Raw genomic sequence first — 15,747 nt, forward strand, 5'->3', positions numbered from 1 at the left:
CGATCGCCCTTCAAAATTCCTCAAGGAGCCATTCAGACGCTCGCTCCCCCAGATCCAGGGGGATACTGACGGCCTTGCCCAAGCGAGGCCGTTCCTTTGTGGTGGCGATGTAGCTTTGGATCTGCTCGACGCCGCCCCAAGCCTGCAAGTAGGCGGCGATCGCCTCCAGGTGGCTGAAATACTCGGTCTCCGTCATCGGGAAAGACGCCTGCTCCAGGTACTTCCACATCACCTGCACAAAGATTTTGCCCTGGGTGCGGCGCAGTTGGATGTCGTAGGAGCGACCCCACTTCTCTACCAATAGCTGATGTAACTCCAAGCCAGTCATGCGGATTTTGCGACGATATCCTTTACATTTTGTTACAAAAACGAAGGCTTTTTTGCCAAGCGGTAATGCTAACTTCAAAAAGTGTAACCAAGCTCTAGAACGCGCAGGCTATCAGCTCTTCGAGGTTTTGTAACCTAACTTTACAAATAAAGTTTTTCATCCTGAGTCCCTTGTATCGGCTAGCCTCCAAGACTCAGGAGATCAAACTGATAAAATTCTAGAGTTTTGTTTAGAGCGGTCTGCGAAAATACATCAAGGACACGTACCTCAGCATAAGTCATGACTCAAGTTTCTGGTTCTTCTGACGTACCCAGCATGGGGCGTCGTCAGTTCATGAATTTCCTCACGTTTGGGGCGGTTACGGGTACGGCCTTGGGAGCGCTGTATCCCGTGGTCAAGTACTTCATCCCCCCTTCTAGCGGTGGCGGCGGCGGCGGCGTGACCGCAAAAGACGCTCTGGGAAATGACATTGTGGTTAGCAACTTCCTGTCGACCCACAATGCTGGTGAGCGCGTCCTGGCGCAAGGCCTCAAAGGCGATCCGACCTACGTTATCGTCACCGATGACAAGAGTGTGGCAGACTACGGCCTCAACGCCGTTTGCACCCACTTGGGTTGTGTTGTGCCCTGGAACGCTAGCGAGAACAAGTTCATCTGCCCCTGCCACGGTTCTCAGTATGACAACACCGGCAAGGTTGTGCGCGGCCCGGCTCCGCTCTCCCTGGCGTTGGCCCACGCTAACGTGACGGAAGATGACAAGCTTGTGTTCACCACTTGGACCGAGACGGACTTCCGCACGGGCGATCAGCCTTGGTGGAGCTAGGGTCTTGGGTGCGGTGAGAGCCGCAGCGGCCTCGGGCAAGTGCCTCGCCATCATTCATCCATTATTGTGAGTGCGGTTTTTCCGCGACCCAAGGCTCTCAGGCTACGGGCTCATAGTTGAAACTTCTTTGCCCTTCATTACTGATTATCCTCGTTGCAGATGAAAAGCGTTTCCCTATCAGCGGTCTGGCTTCGTGGCGTCAAGCTTGCCACGAAGAGTGTGCTGCTGGCGATCGCCACTATTGCCATCCTGGTCGCAGGTGATTTTGCCCTGCCCCAGTCAGCGGCCGCCTATCCCTTCTGGGCTCAGCAAAACTACGAAAATCCCCGGGAAGCAACCGGTCGCATCGTTTGCGCCAACTGCCACCTCGGCGCCAAGCCCACCGAAGTCGAAGTGCCTCAGGCTGTGCTGCCTGACACCGTCTTCGAAGCGGTGGTCAAGATCCCCTACGACACCAGCATTCAGCAGGTGCAGGGCGATGGCTCCCTCGGCGGCCTGAACGTCGGTGCAGTTGTGATGCTGCCCGATGGCTTCAAGGTTGCTCCTGCGGATCGGATTCCTGAAGAGCTGAAGGAAAAGGTCGGCGACCTCTACTTCCAGCCCTACAGCGACACCCAAGAGAACATCGTGCTTGTGGGCCCGCTGCCCGGTGAGCAGTACCAAGAAATCGTGGTGCCGGTGCTCTCTCCCGACCCCGCGACCAACAAGGCTATTCACTTCGGCAAGTACCAGATCCACGTGGGCGGTAACCGCGGCCGCGGTCAGGTGTACCCCACCGGTGAAAAGTCGAACAACGCTGTGTACAACGCTTCGGCTGCTGGCACCATCAGCAAGATCGCGAAGACCGATCTCGGTGGCGCTGAAGTCACGATCGCGACCGAAGATGGCAAGACCGTTGTGGATACCGTTCCCGCTGGTCCTCAGCTCGCTGTGAGCGAAGGCCAGACCGTGGCAGCGGGTGCAGCTCTCACCAACAACCCCAACGTGGGTGGTTTCGGTCAGCGCGATGTGGAAATCGTGCTCCAGAGCCCCAACCGCGTCAAGGGCCTGCTTGCCTTCCTGGTGGCCGTCATGGTTTCCCAAGTCATGCTGGTGCTGAAGAAGAAGCAAGTTGAGAAGGTGCAAGCGGCTGAGATGAACTTCTAAGTTTTCTCTCGCTTTGCCTAAACTTCAAACCCCCTCCCACGGTCTCGTGGGAGGGGGTTTTTGTTGGCGCTGGGGTACTGACGCGAAAGCCGGAGCGCTGGGGCTCCGGCTTGGCAGGGGCAGTAGTACTGAGAAGTTTCCCAAAGGGCAATTAAAGGGCGATCGCTACAGCGGTCGGTAGGAGCGGTAGTTGATATTCGGGAAGATGTTGTCGATGGCTTCGACTTTTTCGAGCCAGCCGCTGTCGATTTTGCCGATGTTGACGTCGTCGTAGAGTTTGTTGAAGCGCATTAGGTGCGATCGCGTCCGGCGCACCGCGTAGGGCACCATCGTCCCTGTCCGCATAATGAACGCCCAGTCCGACGACTGCGCCAGCAGCAGCTCACGAGCCGCCTGGTTGAGCGCTCGCCACTCCAGCTCATCCGCTGGCTCTCGCTTGGCCAGCTCGATCATCCGCTCCGCTGCTTTGTGCAGGTGAGGATAGATCCAGGCGTTGGTTTCGTTGAGCCAATATTCGTGGAAGCCCTTGTAGCCCCAGCTTGACTGAGACGGACGACAAACCTGCTGAGTCGGGTTTTCCTGCAGATAGTCCGCCAGGTGGGTCATGCGATAGGTTTGCTGGTCGTACCAGGACTTGCGGAACAGGTAGTCAATAAACCACGGTCCCTCGTACCACCAGTGGCCAAACAGCTCTGCATCGTAGGGAGAAACCACAATCGGCGGACGCTGCATCAGATCGTGCAGGTGCTGGACCTGGCGCTCCCGGTTGAACATGAAGTTCCCGGCGTGCTCTGCTGCCTTCTCCCGAGCCCAGTAGGGGTCATAGAGCGCTTTGTCTCCGAGCCCGAGGCCGCGGCCGGTGATTTTGTGATACTTGATGCCCACGTTCTTGCGCTGGCCGTTGGGCATGATGTAGGGCTTGATGTACTCGTAGTCAGCTTCCCAGCCCAAGTCTTTGTAAAACTCGCGGTACTCGGGCGCTCCGGGATAGCCGACCTCCGAGGACCAGACCTGCTGAGAGGACTCGTGGTCGCGCCCGAAGACGGCAACCCCCGTCTCGGTGAAGATGGGCGCGTAGGTTCCAAAGCGGGGCCGAGGGCGGGCGTACAGGATGCCGTGTCCATCGGTGAGGAAGTAGCGCAGGCCCGCATCGGCGATCATGCGCTCGAGGCCTTCGTAGTAGGCGCACTCCGGCAGCCAGATCCCTTTGGGCGGGCGACCGAAGTTTTCTTCGTAGTGCTCGCAGGCCACTTGGAGCTGGGACCAGACAGCCTGGGGATACATCTTCATCAGGGGCAAGTAGCCGTGGGTGGCCCCGCAGGTGATGATCTCTAGGTTGTTGGAGTCGAGAAACTGCTTGAAGCCGGTGACCAGATCGCCGCCGTAGCGCTCCCACACTTCGCGGACGTCACTAAATTCTTGGGCGTAGTGCTCGGCGAGGTAGCGAATGTGGCCGTTGTGCTTGTTGTGCTCGATTTCGAGCTCGATCAGTTCTTCGAGGCTGGTGAGGTGGGCGTCGTAGCGCTCTTGGAGGAGAGGGTCACGCAGCATGGACACCAGCGGCGGTGTCATGCTCATGGTCATTTTGAAGTCGATCCCGTCCCGTTTGAGTCCCTCAAATACCCGTAGCAAGGGGACGTAGGTTTCCGTGATTGCCTCAAACAGCCACTCCTCTTCGAGGACATAGTCGCTTTCGGGGTGGCGAACGAATGGCAGATGGGCATGTAGGACGAGGGCAACGTATCCAATGCTCATAGGGATTCCTAAGGAGACTTAGCGTAGATTTGAAGCGTAGGAAGACAGGGTTGCCAAGATTGTAAAGCGAAATTACAACAAAACAAAATATTAATGAGGGTTATCCAAAACGACAGAAAAAATCATTCAAGAAATAAGGGTGTTTTAGACAACCAAAGAAGGGGGTTTTGGTTGAGGCTGCGCTGGCTGAAAGGGTGATTTTGGGGCTGATCGGGGCATTTTGAGGGGCGATCGCGCGGAACCCCACTGCTAAGGCGCCTCTAAGAAATGTCTTTTTTCGTTACAGAGGCTACTGAAAACTCAAGATTCTTATCTCTAGAAATGACTCGTTAAATGGATGTTAATTCCTCAAGGTCTAATAGGATTTCGATTGATTTTAAGAGAATTTTCTAAAGAGAAATGCTTGTTTGTTTGTGCGCAAGCTTGCGATCGCCTAAGAAACTTTGGATTGAACTTATTTGCGAAAGATTGCGTTTCTTTGTGATTTCTAGAGTCTGGGAACAAAAAGGAGGCGCGAAACTTCTCAAGAGAAGGTCAGGAAATTTGCTTGAATCCGTGAGTTCGCACTTTTGAGGAAATCCTCCGCGATATCACTGTCAGAAATCATGATTTGTCGCAAAGTTATGGATGAAAATACTTGCAACAAGCGGGCGATCGCGGATAGATTGTAAATTATTGAACTGCGTATTCTTCTGACGTGCGCTACATCACGTCTTGGAGTGTTTGAGATCACGAATTGACGGTTTCTCAGGTCACAGGGAAGCCGTGATTTTTTTTGCATACTATGCACATTGAGTTTGTGCATCAGTAATGCAAGTTCCCGCTCAATCGTCATTAGGGTCCATCGAACAGGTAGTAGAACGCATTTTTCGCTCTCACCGAATCACGCGGGCTGACCAACAGCTTTTTATGAATGCGCTGCTGACTAAGCACGCTTTGAGTCGAGAAGATCGAGCAAATATCGATCGCGTTTTTGAGGGCTTACGGCGGGGCCTGCTGCGGGTTGTAGATTAGAGAAAAGGTGTATGTCGAGAGTGGCGCTTCGGGCCTCGAGACACGGCTTAAAAGCCTTTGAACATCTCTAGATTTGCGTAGATCAAAGCGATTTCTAGATGACAAGGCTGCCTCTTCAAGATGCTTTAAACCCCTGAAAGAATGAAGTTGAAAAGTGTTGTTTTGAACGCTAGGTTGAGCGATCGCCCGCTTGTGAAAAGTGTCTGCTTTCTAACTCAACAAAAAAGATGCCTCTGAGAAGGGGCATCTTTTTTGTTAAAAAGGCGTTGCTCAAAGCAGGCTGGCTGGGTGCCCTAGCTCACGAGACCGGAGCGCAGCGCCACCACGGCGGCCTGGACGCGATCGTCAACGGCGAGCTTGTTCATGATGCCGCGAACGTGGGTTTTGACGGTGTTGGGGCTCAGGTAGAGGGCGGCGGCGATTTCGGGATTGCTGTAGCCTTCGACCATGAGCTTGAGAACTTCTGTCTCTCGCTCCGAAAGCTGACCCAAATTGTTGTTGGTGGTGGGCGGCCGCAGGTGGTCGATGACGAGGCGGGCGATTTGGGGGTCGAGGTAGGTGGCTCCTTCCTGGGCGGCGGCGATCGCCGCGAGGAGACGATCAACGCTAGAACCCTTGATGCAGTACGCATCGGCACCGCTGGAGAGGGCCGCGATAATTTCGGTTTCGGTGGTGTGGGAGGTCAAGACCACGACGCGGACGTCTGGGAGGGCGTCTTTGATCTGCTTGGTGGCGGCGATGCCGTCCAGGCGCGGCAGGCCGATGTCCATGACGACAAGATCGGGCTTGAGGCGGAGGGCCGCTTCGACGCCAAGGTAACCGTCTTCGGCTTGACCTACGAGGGTGATGTCGGTCTGATCGGCGAGGGCTTGCTCGAGACCCAACTGCATCATGGGGTCATCTTCGACGATCAAAACGCGGAGTGAGGCCGACTCTGAAGCGTGACTCATGGAGACTCTGGGGCGAAACTCACAAGGGGAAGAAAAGGCGTGGCAGCGCACGGGCGATCGCAGGTTGCACCCATTGCGCCATCAGGACTCTAGTCTACAGGCCTCCCCCAGGAAATTTCGTACTTCTCACTAGATCTCTTTCGGTGCCGGCCGGGATTTCCAGAGCGCTAGGTCCGCGCCCGCAGCTCGATGGATTCGAGATTCTTGAGCAGGGCGATCGCCGCGAAATAGGCCTCCTCGGTGAGCTTTTCCTGCTCCTCGGGGGTGTCTGCCATGCCGTCGACGATCAGCTTGAGGGAGCCCAGCATGCCGTTGAGCTGGGTGCGTGCCTGGTACGACAGCTCCATGACGGCGGTTTCGCGTGCAGCCCGAATCGCCTCGGTGTTGTCGCCGGAGAACTGCATCCGGTGCAGGCGCGTGTAGTAGCCGTTGCGCTGCAATAGCTCGTGGTGGTTGCCGATTTCGACCACGCGTCCCTGCTCCATTACGGCGATCTGGTCGGCTTTTTGGATGGTTGAGAGGCGGTGGGCGATCACCAAAATGGTGCGGTTGCGGCTCAGCTCGTCGATGGCCTCTTGGACTAGGCGCTCGGAGACGGTGTCTAGAGCGCTGGTGGCTTCATCGAGGATCAAGATCTCGGGGTTTCGCAGGAGGGCGCGGGCGATCGCGATCCGCTGGCGCTGGCCCCCCGACAGCAAAATGCCGCGATCGCCCAGCTTGGTGTCAAAGCCCTGGGGCAGCTTTTGAATAAACTCGTAGGCGTTGGCCCGCTTGGCCGCCTCGATAATGCTGGCCTCCGTCGCATCGTCCGCCGCGTAGGCGATGTTGTTGCGCACCGTGTCATTAAACAAAAAGGTGTCCTGGCTCACGATGCCCATGCCCCGCCGCAGCGATCGCAGCTCGTAGTCCCGCAGGTCCACCCCATCGATCAGAATGCGGCCCTCCTGGGGGTCATAAAAGCGCGGCAGCAGATCCGCCAGGGTCGACTTGCCGGCCCCCGACGCGCCCACCAGCGCCAGGGTCGTCCCCCGCGGCAGGTCCAGCGTCACGTCCTGGAGCACCCAGCCCTCCCCCGAGGGGTACTGAAAAGACAGATTTTCAAACCGGATGCCCTCCCGGATCGACTCGTAGGGAACCTGACCATTGGCCATAAACGGCTTGTTGTCCCGGCGCAGCAGGTCCGCCACCACCTCCGTGCTAGAGCTAAAGTTGGCAAACTGGCTGCGAATATTGTTTAGGCTGCTGATCAGGGGCAGGGTCCGAAACAGCACAAACAGGTAGGTCAGCAGCACCGTCGAGAGGGACACCAGCTGCTCGGCAAAAAACACCCGGCCCAAAAACACAATGGCGAACACCGTGATAATGCCCGTCATTTCGTTAATGGGGCCGATCGCCGCATAGTTGGCCGACGACTTAAAGTCAATCTTCTCGCGCTCCTGGATCAGCGTCTCGACCTTGGCGTATTCCCGGTCTTCGGTGCCGCTGGCGCGAATGGTGCGAATGCCGTTGAGCACCTCGATCAGCCGTGCCGAATAGACTCCCGAAACCTTGGAGAGAATGCGGCCAAACTCCCGCGCTCGCCCAATAAAAATCTGGTTGATCACCGCCATCACCGCCAGCAGCACCGACGAAGCGAGGGTGAGCTGCCAAGAAATCGACAGCAGCAGGGCCACAAACACCAAAATCGTGATGGTGGTGGTCACCATGTCGATCATGGAGCGGATGCCGGCGGCGGTGCGATTGACCTGCTCGCCTACCCGGTTGACCAAGTCCCCAATGCGAATCTGGGCATAGAAGGCCAGATCGACCTCGAGAAGCAGCCGCAGCGCTTCCTTGCGCAGGTCCCGCGTCAGCCGCCGCGACAGAAAGCTGGAGGTGATGACGCTGGCGTAGGTGGCTAGGTTTTTGAGGCCGATCGCTAGCAGCACCATCCCCGTCAGCAGGGCCAGCCGCACATCGGGCTCAAAGCCATCAAAAAAGGCCATGGACTTTTGGATCACCGGGGGAGCGCCCTGGAGATTGATCTCTTGGCCCAGGAAGCTCAGCAAAATCGGCACCACCAGCGTGACGCTGACCCCGTTGAAGATGGCTCCCGAGAAGCCCAGCACCATGGTGAGCCCGATCAAAGCGGGCGATCGCGCAGCGAATTTGAGCAGAAGCTGATTGGGGGACATAGGGTGCAATGACTCGTCGGATAGGCGACTGACAACCAAGACAAACTCACCAAACAAAACAAACTGGCGATCGCGCTAGGACTGCCAGCGAGCCAGCAGCTGCGCCAAAATATCGGCCATGACCTCCACACTATAGTGTTCCACGCACCGGCGACGCGCCTGCTGACCGCGCGCTAGCGCCCCCTCCCACTCCCCGAAGATCGTTTGCAGCGTCGCCGCGATCTGATTCGGCGCGCTAGGGGGCACCAGGTACCCCGCCTCCCCCAAAATCTGGGGAATATCGCCCACCGTCGTGGCCAGGATCGGCTTGGCCATGGCCATGCCGTCGGTGAGCTTGAGGGGAAACTGGGCCAGGGCGTTGGGGTGGTTGCGCTGAGGCACCACCACCACGTGGGCCGCCGCCACGACCTCGGGCATCTGCTCGGCGGGCACCGGCGGCAGCTGGACAATCCAGCGGCCCCAGCGCGATCGCAGCTGCTCGTCGTAGTCGTCGTAGGGACTGCCGCCCACGATTACCAGCCGCAGGTCCGGGATATCGAGCTGGTCGAGGGCCACCAGCACATCTTCAATTCCCTTGTAGGGACGGGGGGCACCCGGAAACATTAAGACACGGTAACCGGCCAGCCCGTAGCGATCGCGGCTGGCCTGGGCATCGTAGCGATCGGGGTCAAAGCGGTGGACGTCTTTGCCATTGGGCAGGTAAACGCCCCCAAATCGGGCCTGCATAAACTGCGTGTGGGTCGTCACTGCGTCGGCCTGGGCGACCCAGCCCTCGGCCCACTGGAGGTACAGCGGATGGTCGGGATTGCGCAGAGCGCCGTTGGCCTTGAGCAGATCCCGCGCCAGCTGCCGGGGCGAGGGCCGATAGGCAAAGTTTTCGCCGCCGTGGAGTCCCAGCTCCCAGTCGTCGATGTCCAGCAGGACCGGTCGGCCCCGCAGGCGGCGGTGCAGCAGCGCCAGACCAAAGCTGGTGGCCTTGAGCTTGTAGGCGTAGATCAGGTCGCCGTCGAGGTGCTGGAGGAGCTGGCGAGCGCTGGTGAGAAAGGGCGGGTAGGGGCGCGCTGGCCAGGCGGCGATGGGGATGCCGTCGATCTGAGAGCGGGTGGGCGCGCTGACCTCGCGATTGAAGCCGAGGATTTCGACGCTGTGGCCGAGCTGGCGCAGGGCCTGACTGAGCAAAAAGGGCCGCACGGCACCCCCCCAGCGCCCGACGCCGCTTTTGGAAAGATCGCTGACGACCAGAGAAATTTTCACGGGGGTTCTAGGACTCAAAAAGGTGGCGCTGGAGCAGCAGAGGCACCGTCCGCAGGGCGGCGACGGGGAGCGATCGCGGGGGCGTTTCGGCGGCGACCTCGGCGATCAGGTGCCGGAGGCGATCGCCCGCCTGCCGCCACGAAAAATCTTGCTCCGCTCGCTGGCGGCCCTGGCTGCCGAGGCGCTGGCGCAGGTCCGGATCGGCCAGCAGTCGCCCCACCGCGATCGCCACAGCCTGCGGGTCTTCAGGGTCGACGAGATAGCCGGTTTCTCCGTCCACTACCGCGTCGGGGACGCCGCCGCTGCGGCCCGCCACCACCGGCAGGCCGCAGGCGTTGGCCTCCAGGTAGACAATGCCGAAGCCCTCAACCTCGTGGCTGCCCGCAGGCTGGCGGCTGATCATGGCAAACACCTGAGCGGCATAGTAGTACGCCAACAGGTCCTCGTCCGATACGGCCCCGGCAAAAATCACCGAGTTCTGGAGCCCCAGCTCGTCCCGCAGGGCCTCAAGGCGCGATCGCTCCGGGCCCTCGCCCACGATCAGGTACACCGCCTCAGGGCACTGCGCCAAAATCTGGCCCATGGCCCGCATCATCACGTCGCAGCCCTTGCGCTCGATCAGCCGCGTCACCGTCAAGATCACGGGGCGATCGCCCAGCCCGTGACGCTGGCGCAAGGCCGCTAGCTGCTCCGCTGCTGGCGCTGTGCTCCAGGCCTGGGCATCCACGCCCGGGCACAGCCGCACGATCTTGCTGGGGGTCACTCCGACGTCCCGCAGCAGCTCCCCGGTGTAGTGGCTGTTGCACACGACCCGACTGGCCCCCTCTAGGGCTCGCTGCATCAGCGGCGCGGTTTTGGGGTCAGCCGCGTGCTCCAGGATTTCTTTACCGTGGGTGTAGACCACGTAGGGCAGCCCCAGGGTCTGGGCCAGGAGCCAGCCCGAGATGCCGTCCGGCAGCACCAGGCCGCAGTGGACAACGCGAATCCGGTGCTGGCGGCACAGCGGCACCAGCGATCGCAGCCATTTGGCGCGGCCCGGTCGCCCCCAGCGAAACCACTTGTCACTCAGCGGCCCCACCCGCACCACTGGCAGCGCGTACTGCTGGTCAAACTCGGCGTAGTCGCCCGTCTGGTCCGGCGTCACGATCACCGCCTGGGGAGCCAGCTGGCTAAACAAGTGATGGTAATAATTTTCGCGGCCCCCGACCCGCGGCAGGTAGGTGTGGGTAATCAGCAGAGAGTTGCCCATGGGAGATTCTGGCGAAGACGGCCTGATCATTAGCGCTTGTCCGTCGTTATTTCAGATGCTGTAGGTGCTGAATCCAGAACACCATGGTCACCAAGAAGGCAACGGCGGGAGTCCGCTTTTGGGTGGTTTGGTGGTCTGTTAGCACGGCCTCGATGCCCTCTGGAGAAATCAGCTCCGACAGCAGGTCCGCGTGCGATCGCACAAAATCCGCGATCGCCGGGCTGGCGAACCACTCAGGATAGCGAGCGTAGCCCACGATGGGGTAGCGGTAGCTCTTGGGGTGCCAGTAGCGGAAGGGCGCCCGCACCGCAGTGCGCACGGCCTTGCCCTGCTCTGGGAAGTCCAGCAGGCGGGGATAGTTCTTTTGGAGGGCGTAGCGGTGCCAGTTGTGGCCCAGTTTCCACGAGCGGGACAGGTTCCACACCGTAGCGACCCAGTCGCGCTCTAGGAACGGCACCCGCCACGCCACGCTTTCGCTGTAGAGCTTCATGCCATTGCCCATAAAGTTGCGCACCCGCTGCTCCAGATAGAGCCGATCGAGCCCCGGCAAAAAGCTGTGGTGACACAGCTCTACCAGCGTTTCGGCGGTGGCGCTGCGGGCCTCTGGTCCCAGGCGTTCTCCCAAAGCTGGATTCAGAAATCCCAGCTCAGCAGGGGTAAAAATCGGATTGACTTTCTGCTGGCAGACGGTGCGCAGGCTTTGTTCGGGCGATCGCCAGCTCTGGTACAGCGCATGGATGCCCCGGTCGAAATACACCGTCTTGGCCCAGGCCCCATTGGTGCCGACAAAAAACGGCTGCTGCGGATCGAAGCCTGCTGCCCGAGTGTACAGGTAGGTGTGCCAGTGGCGAGCGGTCTTGGTGCCGTTGGTGAGGGCGCTGATCAGCGGGCCGTAGGCCAGGTAGTCCTCGATGCGCAGCTGGACCCGCCGCAGCTCCAGGCCCAGGGCGCTGGCGATCTGCTGAGCGATGATCACGTCTGTGCTGTCCTCGAACCCCATCGTCACCAGGGACGGCCGATAGCCCACCTTGAGGGCGCTGGCCAGGAGCACGCGGGAGTCAAACCCGCCAGAAATGGAGACCACCGGATCTTTGCCGCCCCACTCCTGCACGCTGCGGTTGAGGGCGTCGAGGGCGAGGCGGGGCGTCGCTTTGGCGCGGGGATGGAGATCTTCCCAGGCCAGGGTCGTGCGCTGGAGGGCGCCATTGCGGAAGTGCAGGACGCTGCGCTCGGGCACCCGCTCGACGGCGGGGTGGAGGGTGCGGTTTTCGAGGGGATGGTCGAAGATGGCCAGCTCGGCCAGCGATCGCCAGTTCCACTCCCAGGGCAGTTGCGCCTGCTTGAGCACGCCCAGGACCGTATCCCCGTGGAAAATGCGGCTGCCCTGGACGGTGTAGTAGTACTGACAAACCCCGTAGGCAGAGCTGATGAAGTAGCACTCGCCGGTCCGCTCCAGCACGATCAGGTATTCTCCGCGGAGGGTGATGAGGCTGGGGGCTCCTGCGCGCTCTAGCTGGGCCAAAATCTGCTCGCTGCTGAGATTGCAGTATCCCAAGACGCGAACGCGGAATATTTCCTCTACCATGACGCCGCTAATTGATGGATGGGGGATAGATGGTGAACCAAAATCGTTCCAAAAACGGGACACCCAGGGAAATTTTGGTGGCCAATCCCTGGCTTTGGGAGCGGTGGGGCTGGTTGTCTTCCAGAATGCCCTGAATTGGGGGAGCGATCGCCCCTTGTCCGAATTTTCACGGGGAATTTTCCAAAATCCGCTGAGCAGGCAGTTTCCTAAAATGAAGAAGCTGAACGTGCCCACCCCTTTGCGGACCTATTTTTGACGGCTATGGAAGTGCTGCGTCTCCCGGCTCTGTCGGATAACTATATCTTTTTGCTCTACGACGCCTCCTCGGGCACCGCTGCCGTGGTCGACCCTGCCGAGGCGGAGCCCGTTTTGGCCGAGCTCCGTCGCTTGGGGGCGCGTCTGGTGGCGATTTTCAATACCCACCACCACGGCGATCATGTGGGTGGCAATCGCCCGCTGCTGGCGGCCTTTCCGGAGGCGACGGTGTACGGCGGCGCGGAGGACCGGGGCCGGATTCCGGGCCAGAGCGTGTTCCTGGTGGAGGGCGATCGCGTGACCTTTGGGCAGCGCGAGGCAACGGTGCTGTTTGTGCCCGGTCACACCCGCGCCCACATCGCCTACTATTTCCCGCCCGCCGCAGCGGACCAGCCCGGCCATTTGTTTTGCGGCGACACGCTGTTTTCGGGGGGCTGCGGGCGGCTGTTTGAGGGGACGCCGGCCCAGATGGTGGACTCCCTGAGCAAGCTGCGATCGCTCCCCGACCAGACCCAGGTGTGGTGCGCCCACGAGTACACCCTGAAAAATCTTCAGTTTGCCCTGACCGTCGAGGGCGGCAACGCCGACTTGCAGCGGCGCTGGGCCGAGGTCCAGGCAGCGCGCCAGCGCCAAGAGGCCACGATCCCGGCCTGGCTGGGGGTCGAGAAGCGCACCAATCCCTTTTTGCGCTGGGATCTCCCGGCCCTCCAGACGGCTATGGCGGCCCAAGACGGCGTGCAAACCTTTAGCCGGCTGCGGGGCCGCAAGGATGTTTTTTAGCCTGCTGGCGGTCTGAACGGGCGATCGCCCCTCCCGTGGCAAATAGACGCGCTGGTTGCGATCGCCTACCGCTTCTCGGTATTATGTACCATTGCGCTTACAGCGATTTTCACAGCGGCATCGGATCCACTCGGTGACGGTTTTGGCTGTCCTGCCGTTCGGGCCTCTGTCTACGGACTTCCTTCCAGAAGTGGAAACGCTGTCAGTGAGCGCCCCCCATCGCGCTGTTTCCAGATTCCTGTCGCTCAGGCGTCAGCGATGGCTGCAACGTTGAGGCACAAACCCAAGGGCTGTAGGGGTTGCCAATAAGGCGGCCCCTTGAAGTACGCGCAGTAGAGAACCCGCAGGAAAGACATGGCAAAGCAAGTTCAACTCGTTCTAAATAAAGAAGTTTTCAAGCTCGGCAAAGCCGGTGACCTGGTTAGCGTCGCTCCTGGCTACGCTCGCAACTACCTGATTCCCCAGGGATTGGCTGTGCCGACGACCCCTGGCATCCTCAAGCAGGTTGAGCGCCGCCGTGAGCTCGAGCGTCAGCGTCTCCTCGAAGAGAAGAAAGAGGCTGAAACCCGCAAGACCGCGCTCGAGACCATCGGCCGCTTCACGATCGAGAAGCAGTTGGGCGAAAACGAGGCGATCTTCGGAACCGTCACCAACCAAGATGTGGCTGACGTGATCGCCGCTGTCACCAAGCAAGAAGTCGATCGCCGGGGCATCACCGTTCCTGAAATTCACAAGCTCGGCTCCTACAAGGTGGAAGTGAAGCTCCATCCCGAAGTGAGCGCGGTTGTCGAAGTTCAGGTCACCGCTAAGTAGGGTGAGCGCCTAGGACTCATGGCGCGATCGCCCGTCGGCGACTTTCGTCATTTTCTAGCATCATGGAGGGGGTTGAGCCGAGCCTTTGGGCCGGTCCTCAGCCCCCTATTTCATCTCAATCCAGTGTTCCGCTGTTTCTCCCATGCTTCAGGAACCGAGCTTTCAGCCCATTAGCGATCGCGTCCCGCCCCAAAACATCGACGCGGAAGAGGCGATTCTGGGCGGCGTTCTGCTGGACCCAGAAGCCATTAGCCGAATTGCGGACATTCTCAATCCGGACGCTTTTTATATCAGCGCCCACCAGAATATCTATCGGTCCATGCTCATCCTCCACAGCCAGGGCAAGCCGACAGACCTGATGAGCGTCACCGCCTGGCTGCAGGACAACAACCGCCTCGACAAAGTCGGCGGCCAGAGCCGCCTAGCCCAGCTCGTCGACCGCACCATCAGCGCCGTCAACATCGACCAGTACGCCAATCTGGTCATGGACAAGTACCTCCGGCGCAAGCTGATCCGAGTGGGCCACGAAATCGCTGAACTAGGCTTTGAAACCAGCTCCCCCATCGAGAAAGTCCTCGATGACTCTGAGCAAAAAGTTTTTAGCATCACCCAAGATCGGCCCCAGAGCGGCCTGACCGCCACCGCCGATATTCTGACCACGACCTTCTCGGAGATCGAGAGCCGCTTTACGGGAACCGCGCTGTCGGGGCTGCCCTGCAACTTCTACGATCTCGACGCCATGACCCAGGGCTTCCAGCGATCGGACCTGGTGATCGTCGCGGGGCGTCCATCCATGGGCAAAACCAGCTTTTGTCTCCAGGTGGGCCGCAACATCGCCGGTATCCACCGCTTGCCCGTGGCGGTCTACAGCCTGGAAATGTCGAAGGAGCAGCTGATCTATCGTCTGCTCTCCAGCGAGGCCAAAATCGAAAGCAGCCGTCTCCGCTCGGGCCGAATCAGCCAGGACGAGTGGGAGCCCCTGGGCCACGCCATCAGCGTGCTGTCGGAGCTGCCGATTTTCATCGATGACACGCCCAACATCAGCGTGACGGAGATGCGATCGCGGGCGCGCCGCCTCCAGGCTGAGCAGGGGGGCGCTTTGGGCATGATCATCATCGACTATCTCCAGCTGATGGAGGGCGGCGGCGACAACCGCGTGCAGGAACTGTCAAAAATTACGCGGGCGCTCAAGGGTCTGGCGCGGGAGCTGAGCGTGCCGGTGGTGGCCCTGTCCCAGCTCAGCCGAAACGTGGAGTCTCGCACCAACAAGCGCCCGATGATGTCTGACCTGCGGGAGAGCGGCAGTATCGAGCAAGACGCGGACTTGATCATGATGATCTACCGCGACGAGTACTATAACCCCGACACGCCCGATCGCGGGGTGGCGGAGGTGATCATCACCAAGCACCGGAACGGTCCGGTGGGCACGGTGCGCTTCCTCTTTGAGCCGCAGTTCACCAACTTCCTTAACCTCAAGAGCACCCACTAGGGGCGATCTCCGATGGTGTAGCGCGGCTAACAGTCTGCGAATAAAAGCTTTGTATCTTAAATAATTTGCTCTGCGCGATCGCCTCCGTAATTGTTTTGAGTGAGGCGATCGCGCAGTTTTTGTATGAGGCTTG

Annotated in this window: 13 protein-coding genes; 6 read left to right on the plus strand and 7 right to left on the minus strand. The window is 59.8% G+C overall.

The genetic code is table 11. The features are described 5' to 3' along the window. Window positions 1-10 precede the first annotated feature (10 nt). A complete protein-coding gene (locus GEI7407_RS03300) occupies window positions 11-328 on the minus strand; it encodes a DUF3067 family protein (RefSeq protein WP_015170707.1) in 318 nt (105 codons plus the stop codon). Between the two features lie 279 nt (window positions 329-607). Between GEI7407_RS03300 and petC the strand changes: the two genes are divergently transcribed. Both petC and petA read left to right on the plus strand, forming a co-directional pair. Continuing rightward, window positions 608-1,150, plus strand: coding sequence for a cytochrome b6-f complex iron-sulfur subunit (gene petC, locus GEI7407_RS03305; RefSeq protein WP_015170708.1), 543 nt, complete (start codon window positions 608-610; stop codon window positions 1,148-1,150). Window positions 1,151-1,309: 159 nt separating this feature from the next. Next, on the plus strand, window positions 1,310-2,296 hold the full coding sequence (gene petA / locus GEI7407_RS03310) for a cytochrome f (RefSeq protein WP_015170709.1): 987 nt from the start codon (window positions 1,310-1,312) through the stop codon (window positions 2,294-2,296). A 165-nt stretch (window positions 2,297-2,461) separates the two neighbouring features. Here petA and GEI7407_RS03315 read toward each other — a convergent pair whose 3' ends face one another. From GEI7407_RS03315 to GEI7407_RS03345, 6 genes are all read right to left on the minus strand, one after another. Further along, window positions 2,462-4,051 carry a glycoside hydrolase family 57 protein gene (locus tag GEI7407_RS03315; protein ID WP_015170710.1) on the minus strand — a complete coding sequence of 530 codons (1,590 nt, stop codon included), beginning with the start codon at window positions 4,049-4,051 and terminating at the stop codon, window positions 2,462-2,464. 1,307 nt (window positions 4,052-5,358) lie between these two features. Then, entirely contained in the window at window positions 5,359-6,015 is a 657-nt protein-coding gene (locus GEI7407_RS03325) for a response regulator transcription factor (RefSeq protein ID WP_015170712.1), read from the minus strand. 167 nt (window positions 6,016-6,182) lie between these two features. Then, window positions 6,183-8,189: an ABC transporter ATP-binding protein gene (locus GEI7407_RS03330; RefSeq protein ID WP_015170713.1), complete on the minus strand. Its 2,007-nt coding sequence runs from the start codon at window positions 8,187-8,189 to the stop codon at window positions 6,183-6,185. Window positions 8,190-8,264: 75 nt separating this feature from the next. After that, window positions 8,265-9,443: a glycosyltransferase family 4 protein gene (locus GEI7407_RS03335; RefSeq protein ID WP_015170714.1), complete on the minus strand. Its 1,179-nt coding sequence runs from the start codon at window positions 9,441-9,443 to the stop codon at window positions 8,265-8,267. A gap of 7 nt (window positions 9,444-9,450) precedes the next feature. Further along, window positions 9,451-10,692 carry a glycosyltransferase family 4 protein gene (locus tag GEI7407_RS03340; RefSeq protein ID WP_015170715.1) on the minus strand — a complete coding sequence of 414 codons (1,242 nt, stop codon included), beginning with the start codon at window positions 10,690-10,692 and terminating at the stop codon, window positions 9,451-9,453. A gap of 46 nt (window positions 10,693-10,738) precedes the next feature. Beyond that, complete coding sequence (locus GEI7407_RS03345) at window positions 10,739-12,277, minus strand: asparagine synthase C-terminal domain-containing protein (RefSeq protein ID WP_015170716.1); 1,539 nt, start codon at window positions 12,275-12,277, stop codon at window positions 10,739-10,741. Between GEI7407_RS03345 and GEI7407_RS03350 the strand changes: the two genes are divergently transcribed. The 4 genes from GEI7407_RS03350 to dnaB all read left to right on the plus strand — a co-directional run bounded on the left by GEI7407_RS03350 (window position 12,276) and on the right by dnaB (window position 15,614). Continuing rightward, on the plus strand, window positions 12,276-12,533 hold the full coding sequence (locus GEI7407_RS03350; protein ID WP_041268256.1) for a hypothetical protein: 258 nt from the start codon (window positions 12,276-12,278) through the stop codon (window positions 12,531-12,533). The genes GEI7407_RS03345 and GEI7407_RS03350 overlap by 2 nt on opposite strands. Before the next feature lie 5 nt (window positions 12,534-12,538). Continuing rightward, window positions 12,539-13,312, plus strand: coding sequence for a hydroxyacylglutathione hydrolase (gene gloB, locus GEI7407_RS03355; protein WP_015170717.1), 774 nt, complete (start codon window positions 12,539-12,541; stop codon window positions 13,310-13,312). A 354-nt stretch (window positions 13,313-13,666) separates the two neighbouring features. After that, the gene (gene rplI / locus GEI7407_RS03360; RefSeq protein WP_015170718.1) at window positions 13,667-14,125 is read left to right on the plus strand and encodes a 50S ribosomal protein L9; all 459 of its coding nucleotides are present in this window, start codon (window positions 13,667-13,669) and stop codon (window positions 14,123-14,125) included. A 142-nt stretch (window positions 14,126-14,267) separates the two neighbouring features. Then, a complete protein-coding gene (gene dnaB, locus GEI7407_RS03365) occupies window positions 14,268-15,614 on the plus strand; it encodes a replicative DNA helicase (RefSeq protein ID WP_015170719.1) in 1,347 nt (448 codons plus the stop codon). Window positions 15,615-15,747 lie beyond the last annotated feature (133 nt).

The organism is Geitlerinema sp. PCC 7407, from assembly GCF_000317045.1.
Classification (GTDB): domain Bacteria; phylum Cyanobacteriota; class Cyanobacteriia; order PCC-7407; family PCC-7407; genus PCC-7407.

Excerpts from the sequence above, each read along its gene's own strand:
- dnaB (WP_015170719.1), top strand. The coding sequence starts at position 14,268 with ATGCTTCAGGAACCGAGCTTTCAGCCCATTAGCGATCGCGTCCCGCCC.
- GEI7407_RS03340 (WP_015170715.1), bottom strand. The coding sequence starts at position 10,692 with ATGGGCAACTCTCTGCTGATTACCCACACCTACCTGCCGCGGGTCGGG.
- GEI7407_RS03325 (WP_015170712.1), bottom strand. The coding sequence starts at position 6,015 with ATGAGTCACGCTTCAGAGTCGGCCTCACTCCGCGTTTTGATCGTCGAA.
- petC (WP_015170708.1), top strand. The coding sequence starts at position 608 with ATGACTCAAGTTTCTGGTTCTTCTGACGTACCCAGCATGGGGCGTCGT.
- GEI7407_RS03300 (WP_015170707.1), bottom strand. The coding sequence starts at position 328 with ATGACTGGCTTGGAGTTACATCAGCTATTGGTAGAGAAGTGGGGTCGC.
- rplI (WP_015170718.1), top strand. The coding sequence starts at position 13,667 with ATGGCAAAGCAAGTTCAACTCGTTCTAAATAAAGAAGTTTTCAAGCTC.
- gloB (WP_015170717.1), top strand. The coding sequence starts at position 12,539 with ATGGAAGTGCTGCGTCTCCCGGCTCTGTCGGATAACTATATCTTTTTG.
- GEI7407_RS03350 (WP_041268256.1), top strand. The coding sequence starts at position 12,276 with ATGACGCCGCTAATTGATGGATGGGGGATAGATGGTGAACCAAAATCG.
- petA (WP_015170709.1), top strand. The coding sequence starts at position 1,310 with ATGAAAAGCGTTTCCCTATCAGCGGTCTGGCTTCGTGGCGTCAAGCTT.
- GEI7407_RS03345 (WP_015170716.1), bottom strand. The coding sequence starts at position 12,277 with ATGGTAGAGGAAATATTCCGCGTTCGCGTCTTGGGATACTGCAATCTC.
- GEI7407_RS03330 (WP_015170713.1), bottom strand. The coding sequence starts at position 8,189 with ATGTCCCCCAATCAGCTTCTGCTCAAATTCGCTGCGCGATCGCCCGCT.
- GEI7407_RS03315 (WP_015170710.1), bottom strand. The coding sequence starts at position 4,051 with ATGAGCATTGGATACGTTGCCCTCGTCCTACATGCCCATCTGCCATTC.